The 24515-nt window shown below is 45.2% G+C and carries 23 protein-coding genes; 15 read left to right on the forward strand and 8 right to left on the reverse strand.

What is annotated here, in order from left to right; translation table 11 throughout:
* Nucleotides 1–62 precede the first annotated feature (62 nt).
* Nucleotides 63–2081: a monovalent cation:proton antiporter family protein gene (locus tag GKS34_RS16410; protein ID WP_163386063.1), complete on the forward strand. Its 2019-nt coding sequence runs from the start codon at nt 63–65 to the stop codon at nt 2079–2081.
* Nucleotides 2082–2257: 176 nt separating this feature from the next.
* On the opposite strand, the gene queA is transcribed toward GKS34_RS16410, so the two are convergent.
* Nucleotides 2258–3307, reverse strand: coding sequence for a tRNA preQ1(34) S-adenosylmethionine ribosyltransferase-isomerase QueA (gene queA / locus GKS34_RS16415; protein ID WP_162343083.1), 1050 nt, complete (start codon nt 3305–3307; stop codon nt 2258–2260).
* A gap of 114 nt (nt 3308–3421) precedes the next feature.
* Between queA and GKS34_RS16420 the strand changes: the two genes are divergently transcribed.
* Entirely contained in the window at nt 3422–4669 is a 1248-nt protein-coding gene (locus GKS34_RS16420) for an ABC transporter permease (RefSeq protein ID WP_163386064.1), read from the forward strand.
* 30 nt (nt 4670–4699) lie between these two features.
* On the opposite strand, the gene recA is transcribed toward GKS34_RS16420, so the two are convergent.
* Nucleotides 4700–5749, reverse strand: a complete 1050-nt coding sequence (recA, locus tag GKS34_RS16425) for a recombinase RecA (protein WP_163386065.1) — start codon at nt 5747–5749, stop codon at nt 4700–4702.
* Between the two features lie 184 nt (nt 5750–5933).
* Between recA and GKS34_RS16430 the strand changes: the two genes are divergently transcribed.
* The 9 genes from GKS34_RS16430 to tsf all read left to right on the forward strand — a co-directional run bounded on the left by GKS34_RS16430 (nt 5934) and on the right by tsf (nt 13441).
* Complete coding sequence (locus tag GKS34_RS16430) at nt 5934–6728, forward strand: DUF3108 domain-containing protein (protein ID WP_163386066.1); 795 nt, start codon at nt 5934–5936, stop codon at nt 6726–6728.
* 149 nt (nt 6729–6877) lie between these two features.
* The gene (locus tag GKS34_RS16435) at nt 6878–7567 is read left to right on the forward strand and encodes a response regulator transcription factor (RefSeq protein WP_163386067.1); all 690 of its coding nucleotides are present in this window, start codon (nt 6878–6880) and stop codon (nt 7565–7567) included.
* Nucleotides 7568–7575: 8 nt separating this feature from the next.
* Nucleotides 7576–8640, forward strand: a complete 1065-nt coding sequence (locus tag GKS34_RS16440) for a sensor histidine kinase (protein WP_163386068.1) — start codon at nt 7576–7578, stop codon at nt 8638–8640.
* Nucleotides 8641–9271: 631 nt separating this feature from the next.
* Nucleotides 9272–9982: an RluA family pseudouridine synthase gene (locus tag GKS34_RS16445; RefSeq protein WP_163386069.1), complete on the forward strand. Its 711-nt coding sequence runs from the start codon at nt 9272–9274 to the stop codon at nt 9980–9982.
* Nucleotides 9952–10554 (forward strand): Uma2 family endonuclease, encoded by a 603-nt coding sequence (locus tag GKS34_RS16450; protein WP_262888588.1) that lies wholly within the window; start codon nt 9952–9954, stop codon nt 10552–10554. Before GKS34_RS16445 ends, GKS34_RS16450 begins: the two co-directional genes overlap by 31 nt.
* 299 nt (nt 10555–10853) lie before the next feature.
* On the forward strand, nt 10854–11297 hold the full coding sequence (gene rplM / locus GKS34_RS16455) for a 50S ribosomal protein L13 (protein WP_162344171.1): 444 nt from the start codon (nt 10854–10856) through the stop codon (nt 11295–11297).
* A 12-nt stretch (nt 11298–11309) separates the two neighbouring features.
* Nucleotides 11310–11696, forward strand: coding sequence for a 30S ribosomal protein S9 (gene rpsI, locus GKS34_RS16460; RefSeq protein ID WP_163386071.1), 387 nt, complete (start codon nt 11310–11312; stop codon nt 11694–11696).
* Between the two features lie 47 nt (nt 11697–11743).
* Nucleotides 11744–12505, forward strand: coding sequence for a 30S ribosomal protein S2 (gene rpsB, locus GKS34_RS16465; protein WP_163386072.1), 762 nt, complete (start codon nt 11744–11746; stop codon nt 12503–12505).
* 108 nt (nt 12506–12613) lie between these two features.
* Nucleotides 12614–13441 carry a translation elongation factor Ts gene (gene tsf / locus GKS34_RS16470; RefSeq protein ID WP_163386073.1) on the forward strand — a complete coding sequence of 276 codons (828 nt, stop codon included), beginning with the start codon at nt 12614–12616 and terminating at the stop codon, nt 13439–13441.
* Nucleotides 13442–14149: 708 nt separating this feature from the next.
* On the opposite strand, the gene GKS34_RS16475 is transcribed toward tsf, so the two are convergent.
* From GKS34_RS16475 to GKS34_RS16485, 3 genes are all read right to left on the reverse strand, one after another.
* Nucleotides 14150–14563, reverse strand: coding sequence for an NUDIX domain-containing protein (locus GKS34_RS16475; RefSeq protein ID WP_163386074.1), 414 nt, complete (start codon nt 14561–14563; stop codon nt 14150–14152).
* A gap of 95 nt (nt 14564–14658) precedes the next feature.
* Nucleotides 14659–15507: a lysylphosphatidylglycerol synthase transmembrane domain-containing protein gene (locus GKS34_RS16480; RefSeq protein WP_163386075.1), complete on the reverse strand. Its 849-nt coding sequence runs from the start codon at nt 15505–15507 to the stop codon at nt 14659–14661.
* Nucleotides 15488–16441, reverse strand: coding sequence for a glycosyltransferase family 2 protein (locus tag GKS34_RS16485; protein WP_163386076.1), 954 nt, complete (start codon nt 16439–16441; stop codon nt 15488–15490). The genes GKS34_RS16480 and GKS34_RS16485 overlap by 20 nt, the downstream gene beginning before the upstream one ends.
* 198 nt (nt 16442–16639) lie before the next feature.
* On the opposite strand from GKS34_RS16485, the gene GKS34_RS16490 reads away from it, so the two are divergent.
* Both GKS34_RS16490 and GKS34_RS16495 read left to right on the forward strand, forming a co-directional pair.
* Nucleotides 16640–17734 carry a Gfo/Idh/MocA family protein gene (locus tag GKS34_RS16490; RefSeq protein WP_163386120.1) on the forward strand — a complete coding sequence of 365 codons (1095 nt, stop codon included), beginning with the start codon at nt 16640–16642 and terminating at the stop codon, nt 17732–17734.
* 78 nt (nt 17735–17812) lie between these two features.
* The gene (locus tag GKS34_RS16495; protein WP_163386077.1) at nt 17813–19468 is read left to right on the forward strand and encodes an ArnT family glycosyltransferase; all 1656 of its coding nucleotides are present in this window, start codon (nt 17813–17815) and stop codon (nt 19466–19468) included.
* Between the two features lie 73 nt (nt 19469–19541).
* Here GKS34_RS16495 and hpf read toward each other — a convergent pair whose 3' ends face one another.
* Genes hpf through rpsU form a run of 3 tightly spaced genes read right to left on the reverse strand, consistent with a single transcriptional unit; the run spans nt 19542 to nt 21014 of the window.
* Nucleotides 19542–19847: a ribosome hibernation-promoting factor, HPF/YfiA family gene (gene hpf / locus GKS34_RS16500; protein ID WP_163386078.1), complete on the reverse strand. Its 306-nt coding sequence runs from the start codon at nt 19845–19847 to the stop codon at nt 19542–19544.
* A 31-nt stretch (nt 19848–19878) separates the two neighbouring features.
* Entirely contained in the window at nt 19879–20763 is an 885-nt protein-coding gene (locus GKS34_RS16505; protein ID WP_163386121.1) for a tyrosine-type recombinase/integrase, read from the reverse strand.
* A gap of 56 nt (nt 20764–20819) precedes the next feature.
* Nucleotides 20820–21014, reverse strand: coding sequence for a 30S ribosomal protein S21 (rpsU, locus tag GKS34_RS16510; protein WP_162344160.1), 195 nt, complete (start codon nt 21012–21014; stop codon nt 20820–20822).
* 159 nt (nt 21015–21173) lie between these two features.
* On the opposite strand from rpsU, the gene galE reads away from it, so the two are divergent.
* Both galE and GKS34_RS16520 read left to right on the forward strand, forming a co-directional pair.
* On the forward strand, nt 21174–22196 hold the full coding sequence (gene galE / locus GKS34_RS16515) for a UDP-glucose 4-epimerase GalE (protein ID WP_163386079.1): 1023 nt from the start codon (nt 21174–21176) through the stop codon (nt 22194–22196).
* A 14-nt stretch (nt 22197–22210) separates the two neighbouring features.
* Nucleotides 22211–24490, forward strand: a complete 2280-nt coding sequence (locus GKS34_RS16520; protein WP_163386080.1) for a GH92 family glycosyl hydrolase — start codon at nt 22211–22213, stop codon at nt 24488–24490.
* The last annotated feature ends 25 nt before the right edge of the window (nt 24491–24515 follow it).

A 24515-nucleotide genomic window follows, 5' to 3' on the forward strand; every position in this document is an offset into this window, starting at 1 on the left:
GCTGTATTTTTATTATATTCAAGAAAATTTGATCCCAACGTCTTTTTAACTTTAAAATATAAATGAATCCTTTTATACTCGCAGCAGCTGAAATACCGCTTTTGTCTGACATTGTAGTCATATTCGGTCTGGCTACTTTGGTGATCTTGCTTTTCATGCGGCTTAAGTTACCTACCATCATTGGGTACCTACTGACTGGAGCTATAGCAGGACCTTATGGTCTTTCCCTGGTAGATGCTTCCACGGCGGTGGAAGTCTTATCAGAGATTGGGGTAATCCTGCTGCTATTTGTGATCGGGATGGAATTTTCGCTGAAAAGCCTGATGGCTATCAAAAAGGCGGTATTCATTGGAGGAAGTCTGCAAGTGCTCCTTACCATCGGGGCCACTACCTTGATTACCTATTCCTTTGGATATGAATGGAATAAAGCGGTATTTTTTGGGTTTCTATTTGCCCTGAGTAGTACGGCCATTGTTTTAAAACTCCTCCAGGAAACGGGGCAGGTGAATAGCATTTCCGGCAGAACCACGCTGGCCATTTTGATTTTTCAGGATATCATCATCGTTCCATTGGTGCTGTTAACACCCATGCTTGCCGGGGAGTCGGACAATATCTTCCTTTCATTGACTTATATGGTGCTCAAAGGCGGCCTGGTGATCGTATTGACCATCCTAAGTGCTAAATACCTCATCCCTCAATTGCTTTACCGCGTAGCCAAGTCAAAAAATGAAGAACTTTTTTTGTTGAGCATTATCGTTACCTGTTTTGCTGTAGCCTATGTCACATCACTGCTAGGCTTGTCGCTGGGATTAGGTGCATTCCTGGCAGGACTGATTATAAGCGAATCCGAATACAGCCACCACGCTACCGGGAAAATTCTACCCTTTCGGGAGATATTCCTAAGTTTCTTTTTTGTGTCGGTGGGCATGCTATTCGACCTGAGTTTTTTGTTGGACAACATCCTGATTATCCTGGCGCTGGTCGCGCTGACCTTTGTTGTGAAATTCCTGATTACCTCTCTGGCAGTCAAATCCATTGGCAGTGATTTTAAGGGAGCGTTTATCGTGGGTCTCTCCATCTTCCAGGTAGGTGAATTTTCCTTATTGTTGGCAAAAGAGGGGCTCGAATACGAACTTCTCGACCCCATTACCTATCAATACTTTCTGGCCATTTCCATTTTGACCATGGTCATGACTCCATTTATACTCAAGCAAAGAGAACAGCTGGCCTACCGGGTACTGAATATCCCCTTACCTAAGAAAATAAAAGCTCGGTTTGGAGAAAAAACAGCGGTACATACGACTAAGATAGAAACCGACGAACTTGGTGATCATCTAGTCATTATCGGCTTTGGACTGAATGGCCGGAACCTGGCACGAGCAGCAAAAAGAGCTAACATCTCCTATGCCATCATAGAGATGAATCCGGAAACGGTACGTGTAGAGTCTGCCAAAGGAGAACCCATCATGTATGGAGATGCTGCCAATCCGGTGGTACTCGAACACGTAAACATCCATAAAGCAAGAGTGGCCGTGATTGCTATTTCCAATCACGAGGCAACCCGTGGCATTATTACCAACATCCGGGCGATTACTCAAAATGCTTTTATCATCGTAAGGACGCGATATGTAAACGAAATAGAGGCCATGCTCCGTCTAGGTGCGGATGAGGTGATACCCGAAGAATTTGAAACTTCTATTGAAATATTTACCAGGGTACTGAACAAATACCTGGTACCGAAAGGAGAAATTGATGATTTCACCCACGATGTCCGCTACCATAACTACGAGGTGTTTCGGTCGCTTCAAGGCGACAGCGGTTCCACCATCGCCCTGGATATTCCGGAAATTAATTTTGCAGGCATCAAAATTGAAAAGGATCACGGAGCATTTATCGGAAAGCCCATCAAGGAAATTAATTTGAGAGAGAAAGTAGGTATCAATCTGGTGGCAATCAAAAGAGATGGAAAGACGAAAACGGATATCGATGGAGACACCAAAATTAAGTTAGGAGATATCGTATACGTAGTGGCCCGACCAGAGGCGTTGGAAAAATTTGAAGAAGACGTCAGCATTTCCTAACGGTCACCTAAATCCTAATAAGGATCTTCCAAGATTTGGGAAAATCAGGATTTGCCGCTGATCCAAGCAAACTTGAAACATCCAACCTGCCTGTCACCAAGCTAAGAGTATCAAACCAAAAATCCTGCTGGTAAAACCAACAGGATTCGATATTATTAAATTTATGTCAGAAAATCCTACAGGATTAACATGGCATCGCCGTAACTAAAGAACTTATAATTTTCTTTGATAGCTTCCTTGTACGCTTTCATAATCAGGTCGTACCCCCCGAAGGCAGATGCCGTCATTAATAAGGTGGATTCTGGTAAATGAAAGTTGGTGATAAGCGCATTGGCGATTTTAAACTCGTAGGGAGGAATGATGAATTTATCCGTCCATCCACTGCTTGACTTCAGACGGCCATTAGCGGTAACCGAAGATTCTATGGTTTTCAAAGAGGTAGTTCCCACGGCGACCACTCTTTTTTTGGCATCCAGTGACTTGTTAACAAGGTCTACGGTTTCCTGGGGAATATCGTAATTTTCTGAATCCATTTTATGCTTGGTCAGATCCTCCACGTCTACCTGACGGAAGGTACCCAAACCAATATGCAAGGTGATCGGGCTGACTTCCACCCCTTTAATTTCCAGCCTTTTTAAAAGATGGGGAGTAAAATGCAAGCCAGCGGTAGGTGCTGCAACAGCCCCTACATGTTTGGCAAAAATGGTCTGGTATCGTTCCCGGTCCGAATCGACCACATCCCTTTCTATAAATTCTTTAAGTATCGGAGTCTCTCCGAGCGTATCGATGGTTTTATAAAATTCTTCATCAGTGCCATCAAACAGGAACCGAATGGTTCTACCCCTGGAGGTGGTATTGTCTATCACCTCTGCTACCAAATCACTGTCTCCAAAATACAGCTTGTTTCCAACACGGATTTTTCGCGCTGGATCTACCAATACATCCCAAAGCCGGAGGTCCTGATTTAGCTCACGAAGAAGGAAAACTTCAATTTTCGCTCCCGTTTTTTCCTTGTTTCCATACAGCCTGGCAGGAAATACTTTGGTGTTATTTGTGACGAATACATCGCCCTCCCCAAAGTACTCAATGATATCCTTGAAAACTCTATGCTCTATTTTCCCGGTATCGCGATGAATCACCATCAATCTGGACTCATCCCTGTTTGCCGGAGGGTGTAGGGATATAAGTTTTTTAGGAATTTCAAATTTGAAATCAGATAACTTCATGTGTATTAATTTTGGAAATAACGAGTGAACGTAATTATCGTAAAAAATGCAAAGATAGTAAGAATTTACCTTTATTCTACTTATCTTGTGAAATTATTTTAAATAATCTGAAAATTGATAGTATTTCGTCTTATTTGGGAAAGTTTTCGCTTTGCTATGCAGGCATTAAAGTCCAACCTGACACGGACCATTCTTTCATTGCTAGGCGTAACGGTAGGTATTTTTGCCATCATTGCTGTTTTTACCCTTGTGGACTCCCTGGAACGAAACATCAAAGACAGCCTCACCTTTCTGGGCAGCAACGTGATCCGGGTAGATCGGTTTCCTTTTTCCTCTGGCCCCCAGGAATACCCCTGGTGGCGGTATTTCAGGAGGCCACCCGGAACGTATTCCGAATATACTTTTTTGGATGAGCGACTCAAGAGTGCTGCTTCGGTGACCATCTTTGCCACCACCCGAACCACGGTAAAGGCGGGCAGTAACGCGTACGAAATGGCCAATCTGGACGGAGTGGTTTACAATCATAAAGAAGTATACGATATTCCCCTACAAGAAGGACGCTTTTTTACCGAAATGGAAATCAATTCCTCCCGAAATGTTTCTATTATAGGTGTCAAAATCGCCAATGCCTTGTTTCCCAATCAAAATCCTCTGGGACAGGAATTTAAAATCAAAGGATTAAAGTTTATCGTGATTGGCATACTTGAGGAAGAAGGGGAAGGTCTCTTTGATACCCCATCCAAAGACGAAGCCTTGCTGGTGCCCTACGGCGCCTTCAGTAAACTATTCTATGTAGGCAAAAACGGAATCGAACCCACCATTGCTGCAAAAGGCAAGGAGGATGATCCGGGTTTGGTCTATATGGAAAACGAAATGGCCGGACTGCTCCGGGCAAAAAGAGGATTAAAGCCTACTGAAGAAAATAATTTTGCTTTGAACAAATCGGAATTTATCCAGGATGCCGTAGGCTCTATTTTTGCAGTTATTTCCATCGCTGGCTGGGTAATTGGGGGGTTTTCGATATTGATCGGTGGTTTTGGGATTGCGAATATCATGTTCGTATCCGTGAAAGAACGGACCGGCATCATTGGTATTCAAAAATCGTTGGGTGCAAAAAACTATTTTATTCTCCTGCAGTTTCTTTTTGAGGCCACCTTTCTAAGCCTTATCGGCGGGTTGGCAGGATTATTAATCGTGTTCGGAACCACTTTTATTTCCCTGGGCAATCTTGAAATTATCCTTAGTTTTAAAAATATCCTGTTGGGAATCGGCTTATCCTCGGCCATCGGGATTGCTTCCGGAATCATTCCTGCCTCCATGGCCGCCAAAATGGATCCGGTAGAAGCTATCCGAACGGCATAACCACTACCGGAATCCGAAGGAATTCTCTACTTATTCTTCTTTCTTACTTTTCCCGTTAGATTTAGCTTTTTCCTTGCTTTCTTTCAATATTCCTGCTTTTTCTTTGATTTTAAGCTCCAATTCATCCATCAATTCCGGATTGTCCAGCAGAAGGGTTTTGACAGCATCCCTTCCTTGTCCCAATTTGTTTCCCTCGTAGGAAAACCAGGAACCTGCCTTCTTTACTATTTCAAATTCCACTCCCAAATCGATGATTTCGCCTACTTTGGAAATGCCCTCACCATACATGATATCAAATTCCACAACCTTAAAAGGCGGAGAAACCTTGTTTTTCACCACTTTAACTTTGGTTCGGTTGCCAAGAATATTATCCGGACCTTCCTTGATCTGTCCTATCCTTCGAATGTCCAGTCTTACCGAAGCATAAAACTTCAGCGCATTACCGCCGGTGGTGGTTTCAGGATTGCCAAACATCACGCCAATTTTTTCCCGAAGCTGGTTAATGAAAATGCAGGCACAGCCTGTTTTGTTGATGGCACCGGTCAGCTTACGCAAGGCTTGTGACATCAACCGTGCCTGAAGACCCATTTTAGAATCACCCATCTCGCCTTCCAATTCTCCTTTGGGAACAAGTGCGGCCACCGAGTCTATCACAATAATGTCTATGGCTCCCGATCGGATAAGGTGTTCGGTTATTTCCAGCGCTTGCTCCCCACTGTCGGGCTGGGAAATCAGCAAATTTTCGATGTCGATGCCAAGCTTTTCCGCATAGGATTTATCAAAGGCATGCTCTGCATCAATAAATGCAGCAAGGCCACCTGCCTTTTGGGCCTCCGCGATGCAGTGCATGGAAAGGGTGGTTTTTCCGGAAGATTCCGGTCCGTATATTTCGATCACCCGCCCTCTGGGTACGCCGCCAATCCCCAATGCCATGTCCAGCCCAAGGGAACCAGTAGAAATGGCAGGCACGTCCAGCACCACATTGTCGCTCAATTTCATTACCGTACCTTTGCCATAAGTTTTCTCCAGCTTATCCAGGGTTAACTGCAGGGCTTTTAGTTTCTCAGTGTTCGCACTCATACTATGTATCTTCAGAAGTTAAAATCGTTCAATTGATAATGTGAAAGTAAACATTCGAGGGATCATTCACAACTCCGGATAACCATTGTTTTCGGATTTCGTTAGTATAGCTTCAAACAATCCAGTCCCTGGCATTGATAGTCAAAATGGTACGGACTTTGAAGTATTCGCTTTTAAAAAACGCATGGTCTTAAAGCTGCAAATCATATTATTGACGCTCCTTTTACTGGTGAAAATCCAGGCTCCCGACCCGGTACCAGTAAGAAAAAACCAGGCTTTTGGCAAAGGAGAAACGCTGACCTTTAATGTTAGCTACTTTTTTATCAATGCAGCAGAAGCAAAAATGGTGATTTCAGATGAAATCCACCGGGTAAATGGAAAGCCAGCCTATAAAATTGATGTGTATGGCAAAACGCTAAATATTTTCAAACTATTCTATGTAAAGGACAATTGGGGTACCTACATTGACACGGCCCGCATCGTCCCCTACCGCTCCTACCGTCACATTGAAGAAGGCAATTATCGAAAGCATGAAGTCATTGATTTTGACCAGGATGATGGAACTGCTGAAGTAAAGCTGTACGACCGGGAAAACGAAGAGCTCGTTAAAACGGAGATTTTTGACGTACCTTACCAGGTACAGGATATTGTAAGCGGGTATTACCTGCTGCGGACCATGGACTTTCAGGGATTGAAAAAAGGTGACGAAATTCGAATTAAGGGGTTTTTCGATAAAAAAAATTATAACCTAAAGTTAATATACGAGGGAAAAGACGAGGTATCCACCTCCATCGGAGACTTTGATACCCATGTTTTCAGTCCGGTGATGCCCAGTAATAAATTATTTCGGGGCAAAAAACCCATCAAAATGTGGATAACTGCGGATGAAAACCGAATACCGGTAAAGATTAAAGCTAGCATGGTGGTCGGTTCCATCAACATGGATATTGTTTCCGCTGAATCACTACGTAACAATTGATTAACACCTGGTTAATAGTAACCTAACACACCGGAAATTCAACTCATAAATTTACTCTTCATTTAGTCAAACCCTTCGGGATGTAAAGCTATTTTTTATATTTTACCTACCTTTGCAACGTAATTTTAATTTACTGTTGTTATTAATCCATGAGTGACAAACAAAAATTAAAGGTCCTGGTGGTTGACGATGAAGAAGATATCATCGAGATCGTCACCTACAATCTGGAAAAAGAGGGTTATGAAGTAAGTGCTGCAAATGACGGGATTCAGGCCGTAAAAAAGGCCCGTACCTTCCAACCCGACGTCATCCTGCTGGACATCATGATGCCTAACCAGGACGGAGTGGAAACCTGCCGGCAAGTCAGAAATATTCCCGAGCTGAAAAATACCTTTATTGTCTTTTTAACGGCACGCTCGGAGGAATATTCAGAGGTAGCCGCCTTTGATGTGGGTGCGGACGATTACATTCACAAACCCATCAAACCCCGGGCTCTTGTAAGCCGTATTGGCGCCCTATTTCGCAGGGAAAACAAAAAAGAACCGGACAGTACTAAAATTGAAATCCGGGATCTGGTCATTGATCGAAGCAGCTATACCATTTCTCAGGCGGGTAAGACCATCATCCTTCCTAAAAAGGAATTTGAACTGCTCTATTTTCTGGCTAAAAACCCCAACATCGTATTTAGCCGCGACGAACTGCTCAAAAATATATGGGGGGCAGACGTTTTTGTTTTGGCACGCACCGTTGACGTACATATCCGGAAGGTTCGGGAAAAAATTGGCGATGACTACATTTTTACGGTAAAAGGAGTCGGCTATAAGTTTAATTTAATCTAATCCCGGGTATGTTCAGTACTTCCAGGGGAATAGCATTTGTACTGGCCATATCCATTGCCTTGCTTTTGGTGGCTTTTTTATCCCTGATAGACGAGGTGGGGGCCATGGTCCTGATGGCCACTGCCGCCCTTTCCTTCTCCATTTCTTACCTGCTCATCCACCTAAGCCTGGAGTTCCTGGTTTTTAAGGAAATCAGCAATATTTACAACGTACTGGAAAAAATCCAGCGCAAGGATGTGTCTTTCAAAGGTGTGAAAAAAATCAAAGCCTCCTTGCCCCCCTTAAAAAGCATAGAGACGAACATCAATGAATATGCTGCGGCGAAAAACCGGGAGATCGAAACCCTGCAAAAAAACGAAACCTTTCGGAAAGAATTTATTGCCGATATTTCCCATGAACTAAAAACCCCAATTTTTGCCGCCCAGGGCTATATTCATACCCTGCTGGACGGAGCAGTGGAAGACCATACGGTACGGGATAAATTTCTGAAACGGGCAGCAAAGAGCTTGAACAACCTGGATAACCTGGTTCAGGATCTGATCACGATCAACCAGATCGAAAGCGGCTTTATCCGCTTTCATCCAATTAATTTTGACCTGCGGGAGACCATATTGGAAGTAATCGAGCAACTGGAGGGCAAGGCCCATAAACGGGATATTCGGATTCAGTTTCAGCATGCTGCTGACGAACGTTATTTCACCCATGCCGACCGGGAAAAAATATTCCGGGTGCTCCAAAACCTGATCTCCAATGCCATCAAATACAACAAAGACGGAGGGGAAGTTACGATCCAGTTAAAAAACCACAAAAACCACCTGACGGTAAAAATAAAAGACCAGGGAATGGGCATTCATCCCGAGGACCTGAAGCGGATTTTTGAGCGCTTTTACCGGGTAGAAAAGAGCCGGTCCCGGGAGAAGGGCGGAACGGGGCTGGGCCTGGCCATCGTCAAGCACATTCTGGAAGGCCACAAAAGCACCATTTCGGTGAGTTCCATCGTGGGCAAGGGCTCAATTTTCAGCTTTGACCTGCCGGTAGGGAGTGGACCTGTAAAGTTGGAAAAAAAGGGTTAAGCGTTAGAGACGGCCCTCCTGTTCAAATTCTGGGGAGTTGAGCTACCAGACCCGAAGGAAGTGTAATTTTAAGGCCAGGGTATTTCAGCTAACTTTCGCCTTTTCATAAAACACCTTACCCACCCGTTCGACATGTTCCTGAAGCTCCGTATTTTCGATTTTATGCGAATGGATAGGTCAATTTGATACGGTAGCAACAGGTCATCCAGTTCGGTATCAATATGGTTAAGCAGCGTAAATTTGAGCATCATCATGCCGGGACCGCAACGGAGGCGCAGCGAGGTGAAATATACCAACCGGAGTCGGGTTATCAACCAATCGATTTGCGGCCGTTAATACGTACGTTCCGAAACAAATCGCTGGGATACACTCCAGGCTTTAAATTACCAACGAATTAATCCTACCTGATTTCGGATACGCCTTGGAACACCCGAAAAAATCCCCCATCACCCCCTTAGCAAGAGTGATTTGTGCGCGTTCGAATCACAATGAAACCATCCGCCGCGCCCGTAGCGAACCCCTTGCGGCTAATGCGAGAAAAAATACTCGAAATAGCATAGCCTGCCCCTTTCTCTTCTTTTGGTTTTTTTATACCGGCTAATTTCGGAACTTTGGGCCGAAATAGGGAGGCATGAAAAAAATAGACTTTACATCACTGATACTGCTGGAAACGGAGGACTACATCATCGTCAACAAACCTCCCTACTTCGCCACGCTGGAAGACCGGCATGAGGCGCAAAACATGCTTGCCATCGGAAAGGAGTATTGGGAGGACTTGCAGGTCTGCCACCGGCTGGATAAGGAAACCTCCGGCTGCCTGGTCTTTGCCAAAAACCCTGAAGCCTACCGGCACATTTCCCTGCAATTCGAAAACCGTACCGTAGAGAAAGTATACCATGCCGTAGCCGAGGGTATTCACGATTTCGATGGGGTACTGGTAGACCGCAACCTGACGGCCAGCAACAAGGGGATCGCCCGCATAGCGGCACAGGGAAAACCGGCGCAGACCCTTTTCAAAACACTAAAAACCTATTTTTCGCACAGCCTGATCGCCTGCAAGCCCATCACCGGCCGGCTGCACCAGATCCGGGTACACCTGGCCTATCTGGGCGCCCCCATTTGCGGGGATACACTCTACGGAGGCAAGCCGCTGTACCTGTCCCAACTCAAGCGCAAGTTTAACCTGAAAAAAGACACCGAAGAACGTCCCATTATGCAGCGGGTTTCCCTACATGCGCGTTCCATCACCTTTGAGGGCCTCTCCGGTGAAACCATTACCGCGGAAGCCCCCTACCCCAAAGATTTTGCGGTATTAATCAAGCAATTGGAGAAGACGAGTTAGTAGCAGCGGAATACGGGCCTTATTCCTTTTCCGACTATCTCCAATGGGACCTGGAAGAGAGGATGGAAATCATCAAAGGACGGTATTTTAAAATGAATGCCGCACCCAAAAGGCTGCACCAGAAAATATCCCTGCACATTGCCACGGAATTGTACCAATTTTTGAAAGGTAAGCCCTGTGAAGTATATGGAGCACCCTTTGATGTGCGCCTGCCGGTAAAGTCATTGAAGAATGAAGAAATATTTACCGTGGTGCAGCCGGATATTTGTGTGATTTGCGATCCAAAAAAACTGGATGATGCCGGTTGCCTGGGAGCGCCGGAACTGATCATAGAAATTCTTTCCCCGGGGAATAACAAAAAGGAACTCCAATATAAATACGAAGTCTACGAAGAAAGTGGGGTAAAGGAATACTGGATCATTCATCCGAATGAGCAGACCCTGCTGGTGTATACACTCAAAGCGGACAAGTATGTACCGTCTCGGCTTTATACAGGTGGAGATATCGTCAAATCAGCATGCATCGAAGGATTTGCGCTGGATTTGGAATCGCTTTTTAAGGAAATGGAGTAGCGAGTGAGACCTGGCAGGTTTTAGAAGCCTGCCAGGTCTTGCGATAGTTTACACGGATTTTTACTATTCAACCCGGCTTTCCCCACCAAACCAATGAATCTACCCTACATAACCCCAAGAAGTACTCCCCATATCAGATCCTCTCCTCCCTTTTCGCACTCAATATCTCAGCCCTATTCTTGTGAAAATAAGGTAGTAAACTTTAGATTCCTTTGCAATTGATGGAATTAACTTCTATCTTTGTGTCCCTTTTTAAGGGTGAAATGTATTTAACAAGCTAATTATTAAACGTTTACACAGTGAATACTTTAAGCTATAAGACCATATCAGCGAACGATGCCACGGTGGATAAAAATTGGGTGATAGTGGATGCCCAATCCAAAATCCTGGGCCGGTTTGCGAGTGAAGTGGCAAAAATGTTGAGAGGGAAGCACAAGCCAAACTTTACCCCTCATGTGGACTGTGGTGACAACGTGATTGTCATCAATGCCGAGAAAATCAGGCTTACAGGAAAGAAATGGAACGAAAAGGTGTACGTTCGACATACAGGATATCCGGGAGGACAGCGTATAGCAACCCCCAAAATCCTGATGGAGAAGGCCCCCCGGACCCTGGTAGAGAAAGCCGTCAAAGGCATGCTGCCAAAAAACAGGCTGGGCAGGAAAATGTACACCAACCTGTATGTATATGCCGGTTCGGAACATCCTCACAGTGCGCAGAAACCAAAAGAAGTAAAACTTTAATGCCAGCCATCAATGGAAGTAATTAACAAAATCGGAAGAAGAAAAGAATCCGTAGCCAGAATTTACATGAAAGCCGGAAACGGTGCCATCACGGTGAACAAGCGGGCGCTGGACAAGTATTTCCCCTTTGAGTTGCACCAGATTGTGGTCAAGCAACCTTTGGTATTGGTCAACGAAGACGGAGCCTTCGATATCAATATCAACGTAGACGGAGGAGGAATCAGTGGGCAGGCAGAAGCTATCCGTATGGCCATCTCCAGAGCATTGTGCGAAATCAACGAGGAGCACCGCGGTGCTTTGAAAAAAGAAGGATTCCTAACCAGAGATTCCCGAATGGTGGAGCGTAAGAAACCAGGACGAAGAAAAGCAAGAAGGAAATTCCAGTTCTCTAAACGATAATTGCGGATATTCTTTTCCACAAACTATAAAAACAACAATTTTATTAAATGGCCAATATAGAATATAAAGACTTACTGGATGCTGGTGTTCATTTCGGACACTTAACAAGAAAGTGGGATCCTAAAATGGCACCCTATATCTTCATGGAGAAGAATGGGATCCATATTATTGATCTAAACAAAACGCTCGTTTGCCTTGAAGAAGCATCCAACGCAATCAAGCAGATCGTTCGCTCAGGCAAAAAAGTAATGTTTGTCGCAACGAAGAAACAAGCCAAGGACTTGGTAACGGAAGAAGCCAAAAGGCTCAAAATGCCTTTCGTTACAGAAAGATGGCTGGGAGGCATGATGACTAACTTCGCCACTATCCGTAAATCCTTGAAGAAAATGTCCACCATCGACAAGATGTCCAAGGACGATTCTTACAACAACCTGGCGAAAAAAGAGCGGTTGATGATCAGCCGTCAACGGGAAAAATTGGAAAACGTATTGGGTGGCATCGCTGACCTTACCCGTCTTCCTGCGGCCCTGTTTATCGTAGATATCAAAAGGGAACACATTGCACTTTCCGAAGCCAAAAAGCTGGGCATTCCTGTGTTTGCATTGGTGGATACAAACTCCAACCCTAACGAGGTGGATTTTCCTATCCCTGCTAATGACGATGCATTTAAATCCATTTCACTCCTGGTGAAAGCCTTCGGTGCAGCCATTGAAGAAGGTTTGTCTGAACGAAAGAAAGATAAAGACGAAGCCAAACTTTCCGAAGAGGAAGAAGCAAAAAAAGCGGCCGACGCTGAAACCAACGAATAATCCACTTTGACATTTTATATAAAATTGGACACGGGCAATGGCCTCGTGTTCAATTTTTGTTTTACTGTCAGTACCTAATTTTCAATCAACAAAAAAATACATAGACCAATGGCTATTACTGCACAAGAGGTAAACAAATTGAGACAAAAGACCGGCGCCGGTATGATGGACTGTAAAAAAGCCCTCACCGAAGCAGGAGGAGATTTTGAAAAAGCTATTGACATCCTGAGAAAAAAAGGACAAAAAGTTTCCGCTTCCAGAGCGGACAGAGAAACCAAAGAAGGGGTTGTAGCCACGCACGTTAGCGCGGATGGCAAAACCGGAACCCTTATCTCCCTTACCTGTGAAACCGACTTTGTGGCCAAAAACGACGAATTCGTTAACTTTGCCAATTCCATATTGGACGCAACCGTAAAAGGCAATGCGGATTCTATTGATGCGGTAATGGCTTTGCCTTTTGAGGGAAGCACCGTTGGAGAGAAAATTACCGAAATGACCGGTAAAATTGGTGAAAAAATTGAAGTTTCTCATCTGGAGAAAGTTTCTGGCGAAGCGGTAGAACCTTACATCCATTCCAATGGCAAATTAGGCGTACTTGTAGCGCTCAACCAGTCAGGAGATGCCGTAACGGAGGCAGGAAAGGACGTGGCCATGCAAATCGCTGCCATGAACCCCGTAGCCATCGACAAAGACGGTGTTGATTCAACTGTTGTAGAAAGAGAAATTGAGGTAGGTAAAGACCAGGCAAGGCAAGAGGGGAAACCTGAAGCCATGCTGGAAAAAATTGCCCTGGGAAAATTAAATAAGTTTTACAAAGAAAATACCCTGCTCAGCCAGACCTTTGTAAAAGATCCCGGAAAGACCATCGCCCAGTACCTGGAAAGTGTCAATAAAGGCCTGACGGTAGTGGATTTTAAGCGTATTTCCATTGGATAATTACTCTTAACAAACAATTATAAAATAAAAACCTGACCCTTTGTGGTCAGGTTTTTTTCGTTTTGGGTAAAATCCCAATCGCCTTCCTCCACAGCATCGGGATTTCATCCATTTCAGCTTTGCCGGGTACTTTCCCTGCCTCCTATGTTAGGTTGGCCCGATTAACCATTACTTGATCAGCCTAATATCTCAATTTCAGCAAGTCCACCTTTCTCAAGGGGGGCTGGGGGATTTAGGGACGAAAATAGCCCCGTCCTGAAAATAGTTTACAGATCTAAATTTTATTTATTGTTAGTCCTACCGCAATTTTACAGAAATCAGTAAGCGTATAAATGGTATGGGCAGGAAAAAAACCCTCCCGACTCCGGTCTGGACAGGCGCTTCACCCTCCGCCGCGGCGGAGGGATTTTATACGCGTTCGGCTTTACGGAACTCAAAAAACTTGCCGTCCTTCATCCTGATTACATTATCCTATTTAAGCAACAATTCCCCATTTCAGCAATCCGCCTAGAGGGCTGGGGATTTAGGGACGGAAATCACATTGAATCGCAATCGTAGAAACAGGTCAGACCAAAAAAACAACTTGTTCTAAGCTAAAAATACTCCCATTCCTACCGAGCGGGCGGAGTTAATCCAAGTATTCTGCCTGGCAGATTTGGGGATTGCCTGGTGGTTGACTGGTCTCGAAAAAAGAATACCGCTTATGGTTTAAATCAAGCCCGCCTCCTGAAGTATTTTGCGATGGTCAAAAGCAAGCTCCGGAAGCTCGGAGAGCGAAAACCATGCTGCTCCGCTGCTATCTGATCCTGCCTGGGTTGCCAACGGATGTTCGATGGTGAACAAAAAAGCCACACTTACCATCCAGCCTCTGGGATCCCTGCCCTTTTCTGCAAAAACGCCCAACATTTTCCCTACAGGCAGATCCAGGTCCGTTTCCTCTTTCAGCTCCCTTCTACAGGCATGTTCGGGTAATTCATACTTCTCGACAAATCCCCCCGGCAAGGCCCATTTACCTTCGAAGGGTGGATTTTTTCGCTTTATCAGTAAAACTCGGTTTCCCTTTACATCGTGTACTACGGCATCGGTGGTCAAGGCAGGTCGCGGATAATCGTAATGGTACATCCTTTGATAGCTTTGGTAAGTGTTGGATAGAGGCTTCAAAAATCATGCAATACCAAATTTCGGAGAATTACCTTTAAGCACTTGATAGAATATTATTATTTTCTGTACTTAAAAAGAATTCCGCTTAAGGAGGTTAGCACGGTGATCAAAAAAAACAGCAGGCTAAAGGCAACCGCCACGTTCCGATCGATACCCACCAGATCGTGGGCATACACGAATACCAGTTCCCTGGCCCCTACCCCACCGATGGTCAAAGGCAATACCGATACCGTGCTGGAAACCAAAAAGACAAACAGGTAGGTAATAAACTGCTGCTCCACCTCTAGTGCCGCCAGGATAAAATACGCACTGAAGAGCTGCAAAACCTGGTTGAGAAAAGAGTACCCCGTACTTACCGGAATGGAAGCCATAAATGGTCTGAAAAAAAGATACATAACCAAATAAAACCCAAAAGGAAGTGCCAACATGGCCAGCAGGCCCAACCAAAATAGGGAAATGGGATACTCCCATGCCAGATCTAGAAAAAGCATCAGACCGAACATAAGCCACAAGAGTACGGCAAGCCCGTTTCCCCGGTCCAGCAACACGCAATGGATTAGCTTTTTTACCGGTGCACCATGGATCTTATTCAAGAGGTAGACCTTGTACCCGTCGCCTCCAATACCTCCTGGTAGAAAAAGGTTGTAAAACATGCCAATGGCATACAATTTCAGGTTTTTGATTTGAGGCAGTTCCAAGCCAATATCCTGGAAGTATCTGTTCAACCGAAAGGCGCTGAATACCTTGGAGACGATAAAAAATACCCAAGCCAGCACCAACCAGCCTACATGCGCTGATTGGATGACCCGCCAGGTGGTCTTTGTATCGATTTTATTAAAAACCAAATACAAGGCCGCTCCGGTTAGAAGTATTTTCAGTAAGAGTTTAATTCGCTTCTTGACCACCTTGATGGGTTGCTTTCACGGAATAGGTTTTCTTGTTTTGCGATTCAAAATAGGTTCGAACGATAATTTCGGCCACTATGCCGGTAGTGATCAGCTGAATACCTCCCAACACCAAGATAGAACCTACCAGCAAAATTGGTCTGCCCCAAATATCTTCTCCCATTAATTTTACCACCAACAGGTAAAAATTGACCAATACACCCAAAGCAAGGGACAGCAGTCCCAGCGTGCCAAAGATATGGATGGGGCGCTGAAAGTACTTCTGAAAGAAAAGCATCAGGATAAGGTCCGCGATCACTTTAAAAGTGCGGCTGAGACCGTACTTGGATGTTCCGTGAATGCGGGGATGGTGTTTGACATCCACTTCTGTCATTCGAGCTCCTTCCTGTCGGGCAAGGACGGGAATGAAGCGGTGAAGTTCGCCATACAATCCCATGTTTTGCGCAATTTGAGCTTTATAAATCCGCAAGCTGCAGCCGTAGTCGGAAAGATACACTTTGGTAGTAGTCCGGATTAACCAATTGGCTATTTTACTAGGCAGTTTTCGGAGCACAAAACCATCCTGCCGGTTAGCTCTTCTCCCGGCCACCACGTCCCAGTCTTCCTTTTTCGCCATTTCCAGCATCATCGGAATATCGCTGGGATCGTTTTGCAGATCACCATCCATGGTCACGATAAACTGTCCGTTCGAATGGTCTATCCCGGCAGCCAGTGCGGTTGTCTGCCCGTAATTTTTGTTGAAAACCAAAATTCGTGTTCGCTCATTGGCCAGGGCTTTCATTTTTTCTACAGACCGGTCCGTGGAGCCATCATCCACCAGAATTAGTTCGTAGTCTATGGAGGAAAGGGAAGCATAAATTGCCTTCAGCAAGGGAGGAATATTGCCTTCTTCGTTAAAAATAGTAACGACTACGGAAATCTCTGGTTGGGCCATAGAACAAAATTTTAACGAAATTACGCTTTTTTGAAAACGGGGACAAATGGAGTCTTAAAAACATTCCTATTTACAACTGCTTACCTTATCCGAACCTGTTTGGTATGATTGGTCTACGTGTTAAAAATCCGTATATTGAAGATGAAAAACCAGGTATTCCTGGTAATTTCTTTTTATCAAACCAAACTACTAAACCCAATGAACACCCATTCCCGAAGAAATGCCATCAAAACCATGGCGCTGGGCAGCAGTCTGGCCCTGGTCAATCCCCTAAACCTTTTGGCCCGTTCCAAAAAAGAAAAGATCGGAGTGGCCTTGGTAGGACTGGGCTATTACAGTACCGACCTGTTGGCTCCCGCTCTCCAACAAACCGAACACTGCTACTTGGCAGGAATTGTAACCGGTACTCCTTCCAAGGCCGTAGCCTGGAAAGAAAAGTACCAGCTGCCGGATAAAAACATTTACAACTACGAGAATTTTGACAGCATTGCAAATAACCCGGATATAGACGTGGTGTACGTGGTGCTCCCTCCTTCCATGCATGCGGAGTACACCATAAGGGCGGCAAACGCCGGGAAGCACGTCTGGTGTGAAAAACCCATGGCGGTGACCAGTAAAGAATGTCAGGATATGATCGATGCTTGTGAGAAAAACAAGGTACAACTTACCATTGGCTACCGGCTACAACACGAGCCTAATACCCAGGAATACCGGTCCATCGTTCGGCAGAATAAACTCGGAAAGGTCAATTATGTAAATTGTGCTGCAGGATACCGGGAGAACAGAACCGATCACTGGAAGCAAAAGAAGGAAATGGGCGGAGGGGTCATCTACGATATGGGGGTCTATTCCATACAAGGTGCCCGCATGGGTACCAATATGGAGCCCGTTTCGGTGATTTCGGCAACGGCCCTATCCACCCGTCCGGAAATATACCAGGACGGACTCGCGGATGTGGTAGAGGCCAAATTGGAGTTTCCCGGAGGCGTGCGTGCCGATATCAAGACCAGTTTTGCAGAAAACATCAATTTCCTGACTATTGAATGTGAAGAAGGAGACATCGAAATGCAGCCTTATTCGGCTTATGCCGGTGTAAAGGGAAAAAGCCCCTTGGGAGAAATCAACCATCCTTACCAGGTTCCCTGGCAACAAGCCAATCAGATGGATGACGATGCACTGGCCATTTTGGAAAATAAAGCCCCTTTGGTTCCCGGAGAAGAGGGATTGAGGGACATAAAAATTGTAGAAGCTATTTTGAAATCCGCCGAAAATGGAAGAAGCGTTAAGGTCTAGTTGAAAGCTTGCTTTTGGGAAGAAATGCCTTCCCAAAAGCAGTATTTTTTTCTACTTTCGTACTTTCTTTTTGATCATATGGAACTACCCCGACGATGGATCGAAGGCTACCAATTACCTCTGGCAGCCTTCCTGTTATTAATTGCTCCTTTTGCGCTTGATTTTCATTTGCATTATCCGGACGAAATGTACTATACGGATGCGGCCATACAAATGATGCAAAATGGGGACTATCTGACTACCTATCTGGGGAATGGCGAACTTCGCTTTAAAAAACCCATTCTTACGTACTGGGCAGTTTTGGCGGGATTCAAAACCCTCGGGGTTTCTGCATTATCTTCCAGACTGCTGTTTTTGATTGCCGGAGCGGCTTTGATACCCTTGGTGTATCGCATTGTTAGCCTGATCAGCAGCAATAGTCGTTTGCCGCAATGGTCCGCCTGGATAGTGGCTACCCATCCTATTGTTATTTTTAGCAGTACCCGCTCCATTCCAGATATATTACTGGTTTTTTTTATGACATTTGCCGCCCTTGGAGTGGCCGGATTGATCCACAACGGAAAAAAGGCACCGAAAAAATATCTCTGGCTATTTTACCTAAGCCTGGGCCTGGCATTTGAAGTGAAAGGACTTCCTGCTGCTGCACTGGGATTAATTGCCGTCGCTTACCTGCGATTTAACCCCTGGCAACCTTTGTCCTTGAAGCAATTGCTGTATCCGCCTGCCCTACTGAGCGGGGTAGCCATTGGGTTGTTTTGGTTTGTGGCCATGTACTTTAAATTCGGCCCCGTCTACCTGGACTCTTTTTTCGAAGACCAGCTGGGCATGCGTGTAGGCAGCAGGCTCTTGCAAATAATCCGACATTTGTCGCTTGCACTGCTGTTGATGCTGGTTTTGTTTGTTCCCTGGTTTATTCCGGCCATTAAAAATGTGAAAAAAAACACAATAGCCGTTTTTCATGAAAACAAGGTGTTTTTTGGATTTGTGGCCCTTTGGGTTGTATCCATAATCGCCATGACCGGTTTGGTCTCCACCTTTTACGAAAGGTATCTTCTTCCGGTCACCCCTGTAGCAGCCATTGGGCTGGCAGGAATACTCCTTAAACGACAACCCGAAGCACTAAATACCAGCCTGAACGTAGCGGCATGGGCTTTTCTGGGAATCAACTGGCTATTGCTGGCGGTAGCCTTGTTGCCAATAATTGGATTGGAAAATCCACCACTTATTTATATTCAATGGGTAGCCGGGCTTAGTTTGAGTCTCTTCCTTGCATTTAAGCTTGCTATCCCTGCTTACCGGCTACAAGTATTGGGTACATCAGTTTTGTTGGTGTTTTTCAACCTTTCTTTGCTCTCGCATCCCCTTTCCATCCCTCATCAGGGAGTACAGGTTCGTAGACACCTGGAACAACAATCCATTCCGGAAAACAGCCAAATCGCCTTTTTAGGCCATCCTCACTATGCGAGTAAAATCCGGATCGGGTTGGGAACAGCATATACCTTGAAAACATTTAAGAAATTGGCGGAGGTTCCGGAACAATTTCGGTATTTAATATGTGATGGGGCCCACCTAAAAGACCTGCCTGACGGAGCGTTTTCCAGCGATCTGGCCAGCCTTAATTGGGATCCGAAGTACTGGCAAGAAATGGTAACGGCCATTTTCAGCGGAGAAACGAATGCAGCAAAGAGGCAATGGGGTAAAAAATATTATTGGGTCGAACGATTAGCTCCGTAAAGAAGTCCTGCGGAACGGTTACTATCAAAAAAAGCTGCTCGAGAGCAGCTTTTTTTTACTTAAAAGGCTTTTCTTATTGCTTGGCGATTACCACCTTTTCCTTGAATTTTTTAATCTGCCTTCTCAATGCTTCCACCGAATCATCGGCAGCGGCTTCAAAGGAATCGTTCTGACTTTTGGAAAAAAGTTGTTTTCCGGGTACATTCAGCTTGATTTCCACGATTTTGTTTTCACTCCTATCATTTTTATCCAGCCTCATAAAAACCTCTCCGTCAATGATTTGATCGTAATACGTGTCCAGTTTGTCAGCTTTTTTCTGGATAAAGTTGATCAACTTCTGATCGGCGTCGAAATGAATTGAATGCATTTGTAATTTCATAGTAATCACTGTTTAAAAGTTTGACTTTTATTTACGCTTTAGGATGTGCTTGTTCGTACACAGCCTTCAGTTTTTCGATCGAATTATGGGTGTAGACCTGAGTAGCAGCCAGGCTGGAATGCCCCAGTAAGTCTTTGACCGCGTTAAGGTCGGCTCCTTTATTTAGCAAATGGGTGGCAAAGGTATGTCGCATCAAGTGGGGACTTCTTTTGGTGGTCTGAATAAAAAGATCAAGGTATCTTCTGACAATTCGATAAATCATCATTGGATAAGCTGCTTCCTTGTTGTTTCTAACGATAAAATAGTCATTTCCGTCTGCAAATGAAAATGTTTCCTCGAATACTTTTTTATAGGAAAGTATTTTCTTTTGAAGCTGATTAGATACGGGTATAATTCGGTATTTCTTACCTTTTCCCAGTACTTTTACCTGCCCGTTTCCGAGGTCTATCGCATTCCATCGCAAACCGATCAATTCGGACAATCGCATACCGGTAAGGTACAGAATTTGCATCACCATACGGTCCCGCTGCCCTTCATAACCGGCATCGTAGTTAGCGGCCTCAAGAAGTGCTTCCATTTCGTTTTCCGGGATAAATGTCGGGAGTTTTCTTCCTTTTTTCAAGGACCGTATCTTGACCGTCGGATCCCGGCTAATAACTTCAGATTTGAGCAAAAATGTGAAAAAAGTTCGGAGAGTTGCCATTTTGCGGTTGACAGTAGCCTCCGAAAGCCCGTCTTCTATCAGGTCCACCATCCAGGCCCTGATTTCCGCATGGGTAGCTTCTTCCAGCCTGTCCAGCCCAAAGGCACTTCCTAAAAAATCGGAAAACTGCTCCAGGTCATTTTTATAAGCCAGCACGGTATGTGCACTCGCCCTTTTTTCGTTTTCCAGGTAATTTATAAATGAAAAAAGCATATCGGTGATTTGATACACCAATATGCTCATAAATTTTATGAAAACGAAGGGTTTTCTTATTTCCCTTCCTGTTCCTGCATTCTTTGTTTGTAGGCGGCTTTAATTACCTCTGTCCTTCTGCTTACGGAAGGTTTTTCGAAATGCTGCCTGCTTCTCAACTCACGGATAACTCCGGTTTTGTCAAATTTCTTCTTAAAACGCTTCAGCGCTTTTTCGATAGATTCGTTCTCTTTTACGTTTACTACGATCATATTATACACCTCCTTTCAGCCTGCAAAGTTAATTAAAGTAAATGGAAATACAAAGTAAACTGTGATCCCAAAGAAGGATGAATCGGTTCAATGCATACATTTGCCTGGTTTTTCATGGGGATTATTTCTCCCCAACGGGATTTAACTTTATATTTGGTCATGGAAAAAATTTTGATTACCGGAGGAGCCGGATACATCGGTTCACATACCGCTGTCGCGCTGGTGGATGCTGGCTACCAACCCATCATCGTAGATGACTTTTCAAATGCCGAAAAAAGCGTTTTAGATGGCTTGCAAAAAATTACCGGCCAATCCATCCCTTGCTACGAAGGCGACTGCAACGATAAACGTTTAATGGAAAGGATATTTTCGGAGAATGAACTAACCGGAGTGATCCATTTTGCTGCTTACAAGGCGGTTGGAGAAAGTACGGAGCATCCGCTCAACTATTATCGAAACAATATTTTCTCCCTTTTGGTAGTACTGGAAATCATGGAAATATACGGGGTGGAAAACCTGGTGTTTTCATCTTCCTGCACCGTCTACGGGCAGCCGGACACCCTTCCGGTCAAAGAAAGCACCCCCAGGAAGGATGCCGAAAGCCCTTATGGGAATACCAAAAAAATCTGCGAAGACATCTTAACTGACCACGTTAAAAGTAAAGCCAGGCTATCCGCCATCGCCTTGCGGTATTTTAATCCTATCGGAGCTCATCCGTCAGGACTTATTGGAGAGTTGCCAACCGGAGTCCCATCCAATCTGGTTCCCTTTGTTACCCAGACAGGAGCAGGAATCCGAAATGAATTAACCGTATTCGGAGATGATTACGATACACCGGACGGCAGTTGTGTGCGGGATTACATCCATGTAATGGACCTGGCAGAGGCACATGTGAAATCGATCAGCTATCTTAAAAATAAAACCGCTCCCCTCTACGACTTATTCAACGTTGGCACCGGGAAGGGAAACACCGTCCTGGAAGTAATCCGCGCTTTTGAAAAAGTCAGCGGAAAGGATTTAAATTACAAGATTGGTCCCAGAAGACCGGGAGATGTGGAAAAGGTTTGGGCGGATACCGAAAAAATCAACCGCGAACTTAACTGGCAACCAAAGTATACATTGGAAGATTCCCTTCGTGACAGCTGGAACTGGCAGTTAGCCCTTTCCAAAAACCCCGCTTAACCTTATAATCCCTTATGAATACGCTCGGTTCCCGATTAGTTATTTATATCGCTCTTTTATCCCTTTTCAGCTTTCAGCTTAAGCCAGATCCGCAGCCTGCAGACATGGTTTACCCGCTCTTGGATGCTGCCAATTCCAGATGGTTTTATTTTAGCTCAGCTACCCGACCCTTCGGTATGGTTAATCTGAGTCCGGACCACGAAATAGACGGTGCATGGAACAGCGGCTACCGCTACGATGCGGACAGTATCAAGGGATTCAGCCACATCCATGCCTGGCAAATGTCTGGGGTTTCTGTGATGCCTCTGAGCTATACGGATGCGCCAGAGGACTTGCTTAATGACTATTATTCAACTTACAGCCATGATAAGGAAACCATCCGTGTAGGCTACCACCAGGTATACCTTGATCGTTTTGACATTGAAGCTGAACTTACGGCCACCCACCGGGTAGGTATGCATCGCTATCACTTTCCTTCCGGAAAACAAACCGGCGTTCTATTTCACCTGGGAGGCACCTTGGGTCCAAGTGCGATGTTGGATGGGCGCCTGAAAAAACTAGGAGACCGAACACTGGTAGGGAGTGTCACGAATGCCCCTACCTCCAGGCGACCCAAACCGATCACCGTCCATTTTCAGGTAGCATTTGACCAGGATATAGCGAACTGGGTGGAGCATCCGGATTCTCACCATATCATTGCGGGCTTCGGAGACCTTGGGGGAAAACCACTGCAAATGAAGGTAAGTATTTCATACACCCATCCTGACAACGCTTTGGAAAACATGCAGCAAGAACTTCCTCACTGGGATTTTGAGCAGGTGGAGTTGGAAACCCGGGAGGTTTGGAACGAAATGCTGGGCAGGATCCAGATAGAAGGAAATACTGAAGTGCAGCGAAGGCGGTTTTACACCGACCTTTGGAAAGCCTTGCAGGGAAGGCGTACCATCAGCGATGCAAATGGTGCCTATCCAGATCATACAGGTAGCAGCTTTCGCATTGGACAAGTGCCACTGGACGAAGCGGGGAATCCCGTATTCAGGCATTTTAATTCCGACTCTTTCTGGGGTGCGCAGTGGACCATCAGTGTATTATGGGCTTTGGTCTATCCGGATATAGCCGAGGAATTTGCCAATAGTTTTCTGCAGTATTACCTGGACGGGGGCTTGATTCCCAGAGGACCTTCGGGAGGCAATTACACCAATGTCATGACCGGAGCTTCCTCTACTCCCTTTTTTGTTGGCTTGTATCAAAAGGGGATTCGCGGATTTGATGTCGAAACCGCCTATCAGGGATTGAAGAAAAACCACCTTCCCGGGGGAATAATGGGCAGATCCGGATACGAACACCTTAGCGCCAAGGGGGGTAACGTGGAAGACTATATTGACAAAGGATACGTTCCCTATCCCAACCCCCGGGGCAGGTTTGGCGGACACGAACAAGGAGCCGGGCAAACACTGGAATACAGCTTTCAGGATTGGACCCTTTCGCAATTGGCCAAGGCCCTGTCTAAAAAAGAGGACGCTGCGCGGTTTTTGGCCCGATCAAAAAATTATAAAAATGTCTACGATCCCGAATCCGGATGGATGCGTCCCAAAAATGAACAAGGAGAATGGATGGATCCTTTCGATCCTTATGAATATGGAAAGGGTTTTGTAGAAGCCAATGCGGCTCAATTTACCTGGTTTGTGCCTCACGACCTGCCTGGCCTGGCCCAACTAATGGGTGGAAAGGAAAAGGCCGTAGAAAAACTCCAGGAACAGTTTCTGGCAGCAGAAAAACTGGGTTTCACCTCAGGCACCTCTCATGCCGTAGAAACAAATCCCGAATACCGTAGAATCCCGGTAAATTACGGGAACCAGCCTTCCATGCAGATGGCCTATATCTTCAATTATTTGGATCGGCCAGATCTCACGCAGTATTGGTCTAGAAAAGTGTTGGATAAAGCGTTTTCCGCGCTTACTCCGCACCTGGGTTATAATGGAGACGAGGATCAAGGACTTATGGGTTCGCTGGCTGTCCTAATGAAACTCGGCTTATTCCAGATGAATGGGGGAACAGAAGTAAACCCCATTTACGAACTGGGGAGTCCTATTTTTGACAAAGCCGTAATCCGCTTACATCCGAATTATTATCCTGGAAAAACCCTTACGATATGGGCTGAGAATAACGGACCCGATCATTTTTATATACAACGAAAACGCTTTAATGGAAAACTATTCCAGGGTATGGGTGTTCGTCACGAGGACCTGGTCAATGGAGGCGTACTTCGATTGCAAATGAGCGAAAACCCTTAATTTCCTGAAACACTTACCATTCTTT

The sequence above is a fragment of the Cyclobacterium jeungdonense genome, from assembly GCF_010994275.1.
GTDB lineage: Bacteria > Bacteroidota > Bacteroidia > Cytophagales > Cyclobacteriaceae > Cyclobacterium > Cyclobacterium jeungdonense.

Excerpts from the sequence above, each read along its gene's own strand:
- GKS34_RS16410 (WP_163386063.1), top strand. The coding sequence starts at position 63 with ATGAATCCTTTTATACTCGCAGCAGCTGAAATACCGCTTTTGTCTGAC.
- queA (WP_162343083.1), bottom strand. The coding sequence starts at position 3,307 with ATGAAGTTATCTGATTTCAAATTTGAAATTCCTAAAAAACTTATATCC.
- recA (WP_163386065.1), bottom strand. The coding sequence starts at position 5,749 with ATGAGTGCGAACACTGAGAAACTAAAAGCCCTGCAGTTAACCCTGGAT.
- GKS34_RS16430 (WP_163386066.1), top strand. The coding sequence starts at position 5,934 with ATGGTCTTAAAGCTGCAAATCATATTATTGACGCTCCTTTTACTGGTG.
- GKS34_RS16435 (WP_163386067.1), top strand. The coding sequence starts at position 6,878 with ATGAGTGACAAACAAAAATTAAAGGTCCTGGTGGTTGACGATGAAGAA.
- GKS34_RS16440 (WP_163386068.1), top strand. The coding sequence starts at position 7,576 with ATGTTCAGTACTTCCAGGGGAATAGCATTTGTACTGGCCATATCCATT.
- GKS34_RS16445 (WP_163386069.1), top strand. The coding sequence starts at position 9,272 with ATGAAAAAAATAGACTTTACATCACTGATACTGCTGGAAACGGAGGAC.
- rpsI (WP_163386071.1), top strand. The coding sequence starts at position 11,310 with ATGGAAGTAATTAACAAAATCGGAAGAAGAAAAGAATCCGTAGCCAGA.
- rpsB (WP_163386072.1), top strand. The coding sequence starts at position 11,744 with ATGGCCAATATAGAATATAAAGACTTACTGGATGCTGGTGTTCATTTC.
- tsf (WP_163386073.1), top strand. The coding sequence starts at position 12,614 with ATGGCTATTACTGCACAAGAGGTAAACAAATTGAGACAAAAGACCGGC.
- GKS34_RS16475 (WP_163386074.1), bottom strand. The coding sequence starts at position 14,563 with ATGTACCATTACGATTATCCGCGACCTGCCTTGACCACCGATGCCGTA.
- GKS34_RS16485 (WP_163386076.1), bottom strand. The coding sequence starts at position 16,441 with ATGGCCCAACCAGAGATTTCCGTAGTCGTTACTATTTTTAACGAAGAA.
- GKS34_RS16490 (WP_163386120.1), top strand. The coding sequence starts at position 16,640 with ATGAACACCCATTCCCGAAGAAATGCCATCAAAACCATGGCGCTGGGC.
- GKS34_RS16495 (WP_163386077.1), top strand. The coding sequence starts at position 17,813 with ATGGAACTACCCCGACGATGGATCGAAGGCTACCAATTACCTCTGGCA.
- hpf (WP_163386078.1), bottom strand. The coding sequence starts at position 19,847 with ATGAAATTACAAATGCATTCAATTCATTTCGACGCCGATCAGAAGTTG.
- GKS34_RS16505 (WP_163386121.1), bottom strand. The coding sequence starts at position 20,763 with ATGCTTTTTTCATTTATAAATTACCTGGAAAACGAAAAAAGGGCGAGT.
- rpsU (WP_162344160.1), bottom strand. The coding sequence starts at position 21,014 with ATGATCGTAGTAAACGTAAAAGAGAACGAATCTATCGAAAAAGCGCTG.
- galE (WP_163386079.1), top strand. The coding sequence starts at position 21,174 with ATGGAAAAAATTTTGATTACCGGAGGAGCCGGATACATCGGTTCACAT.
- GKS34_RS16520 (WP_163386080.1), top strand. The coding sequence starts at position 22,211 with ATGAATACGCTCGGTTCCCGATTAGTTATTTATATCGCTCTTTTATCC.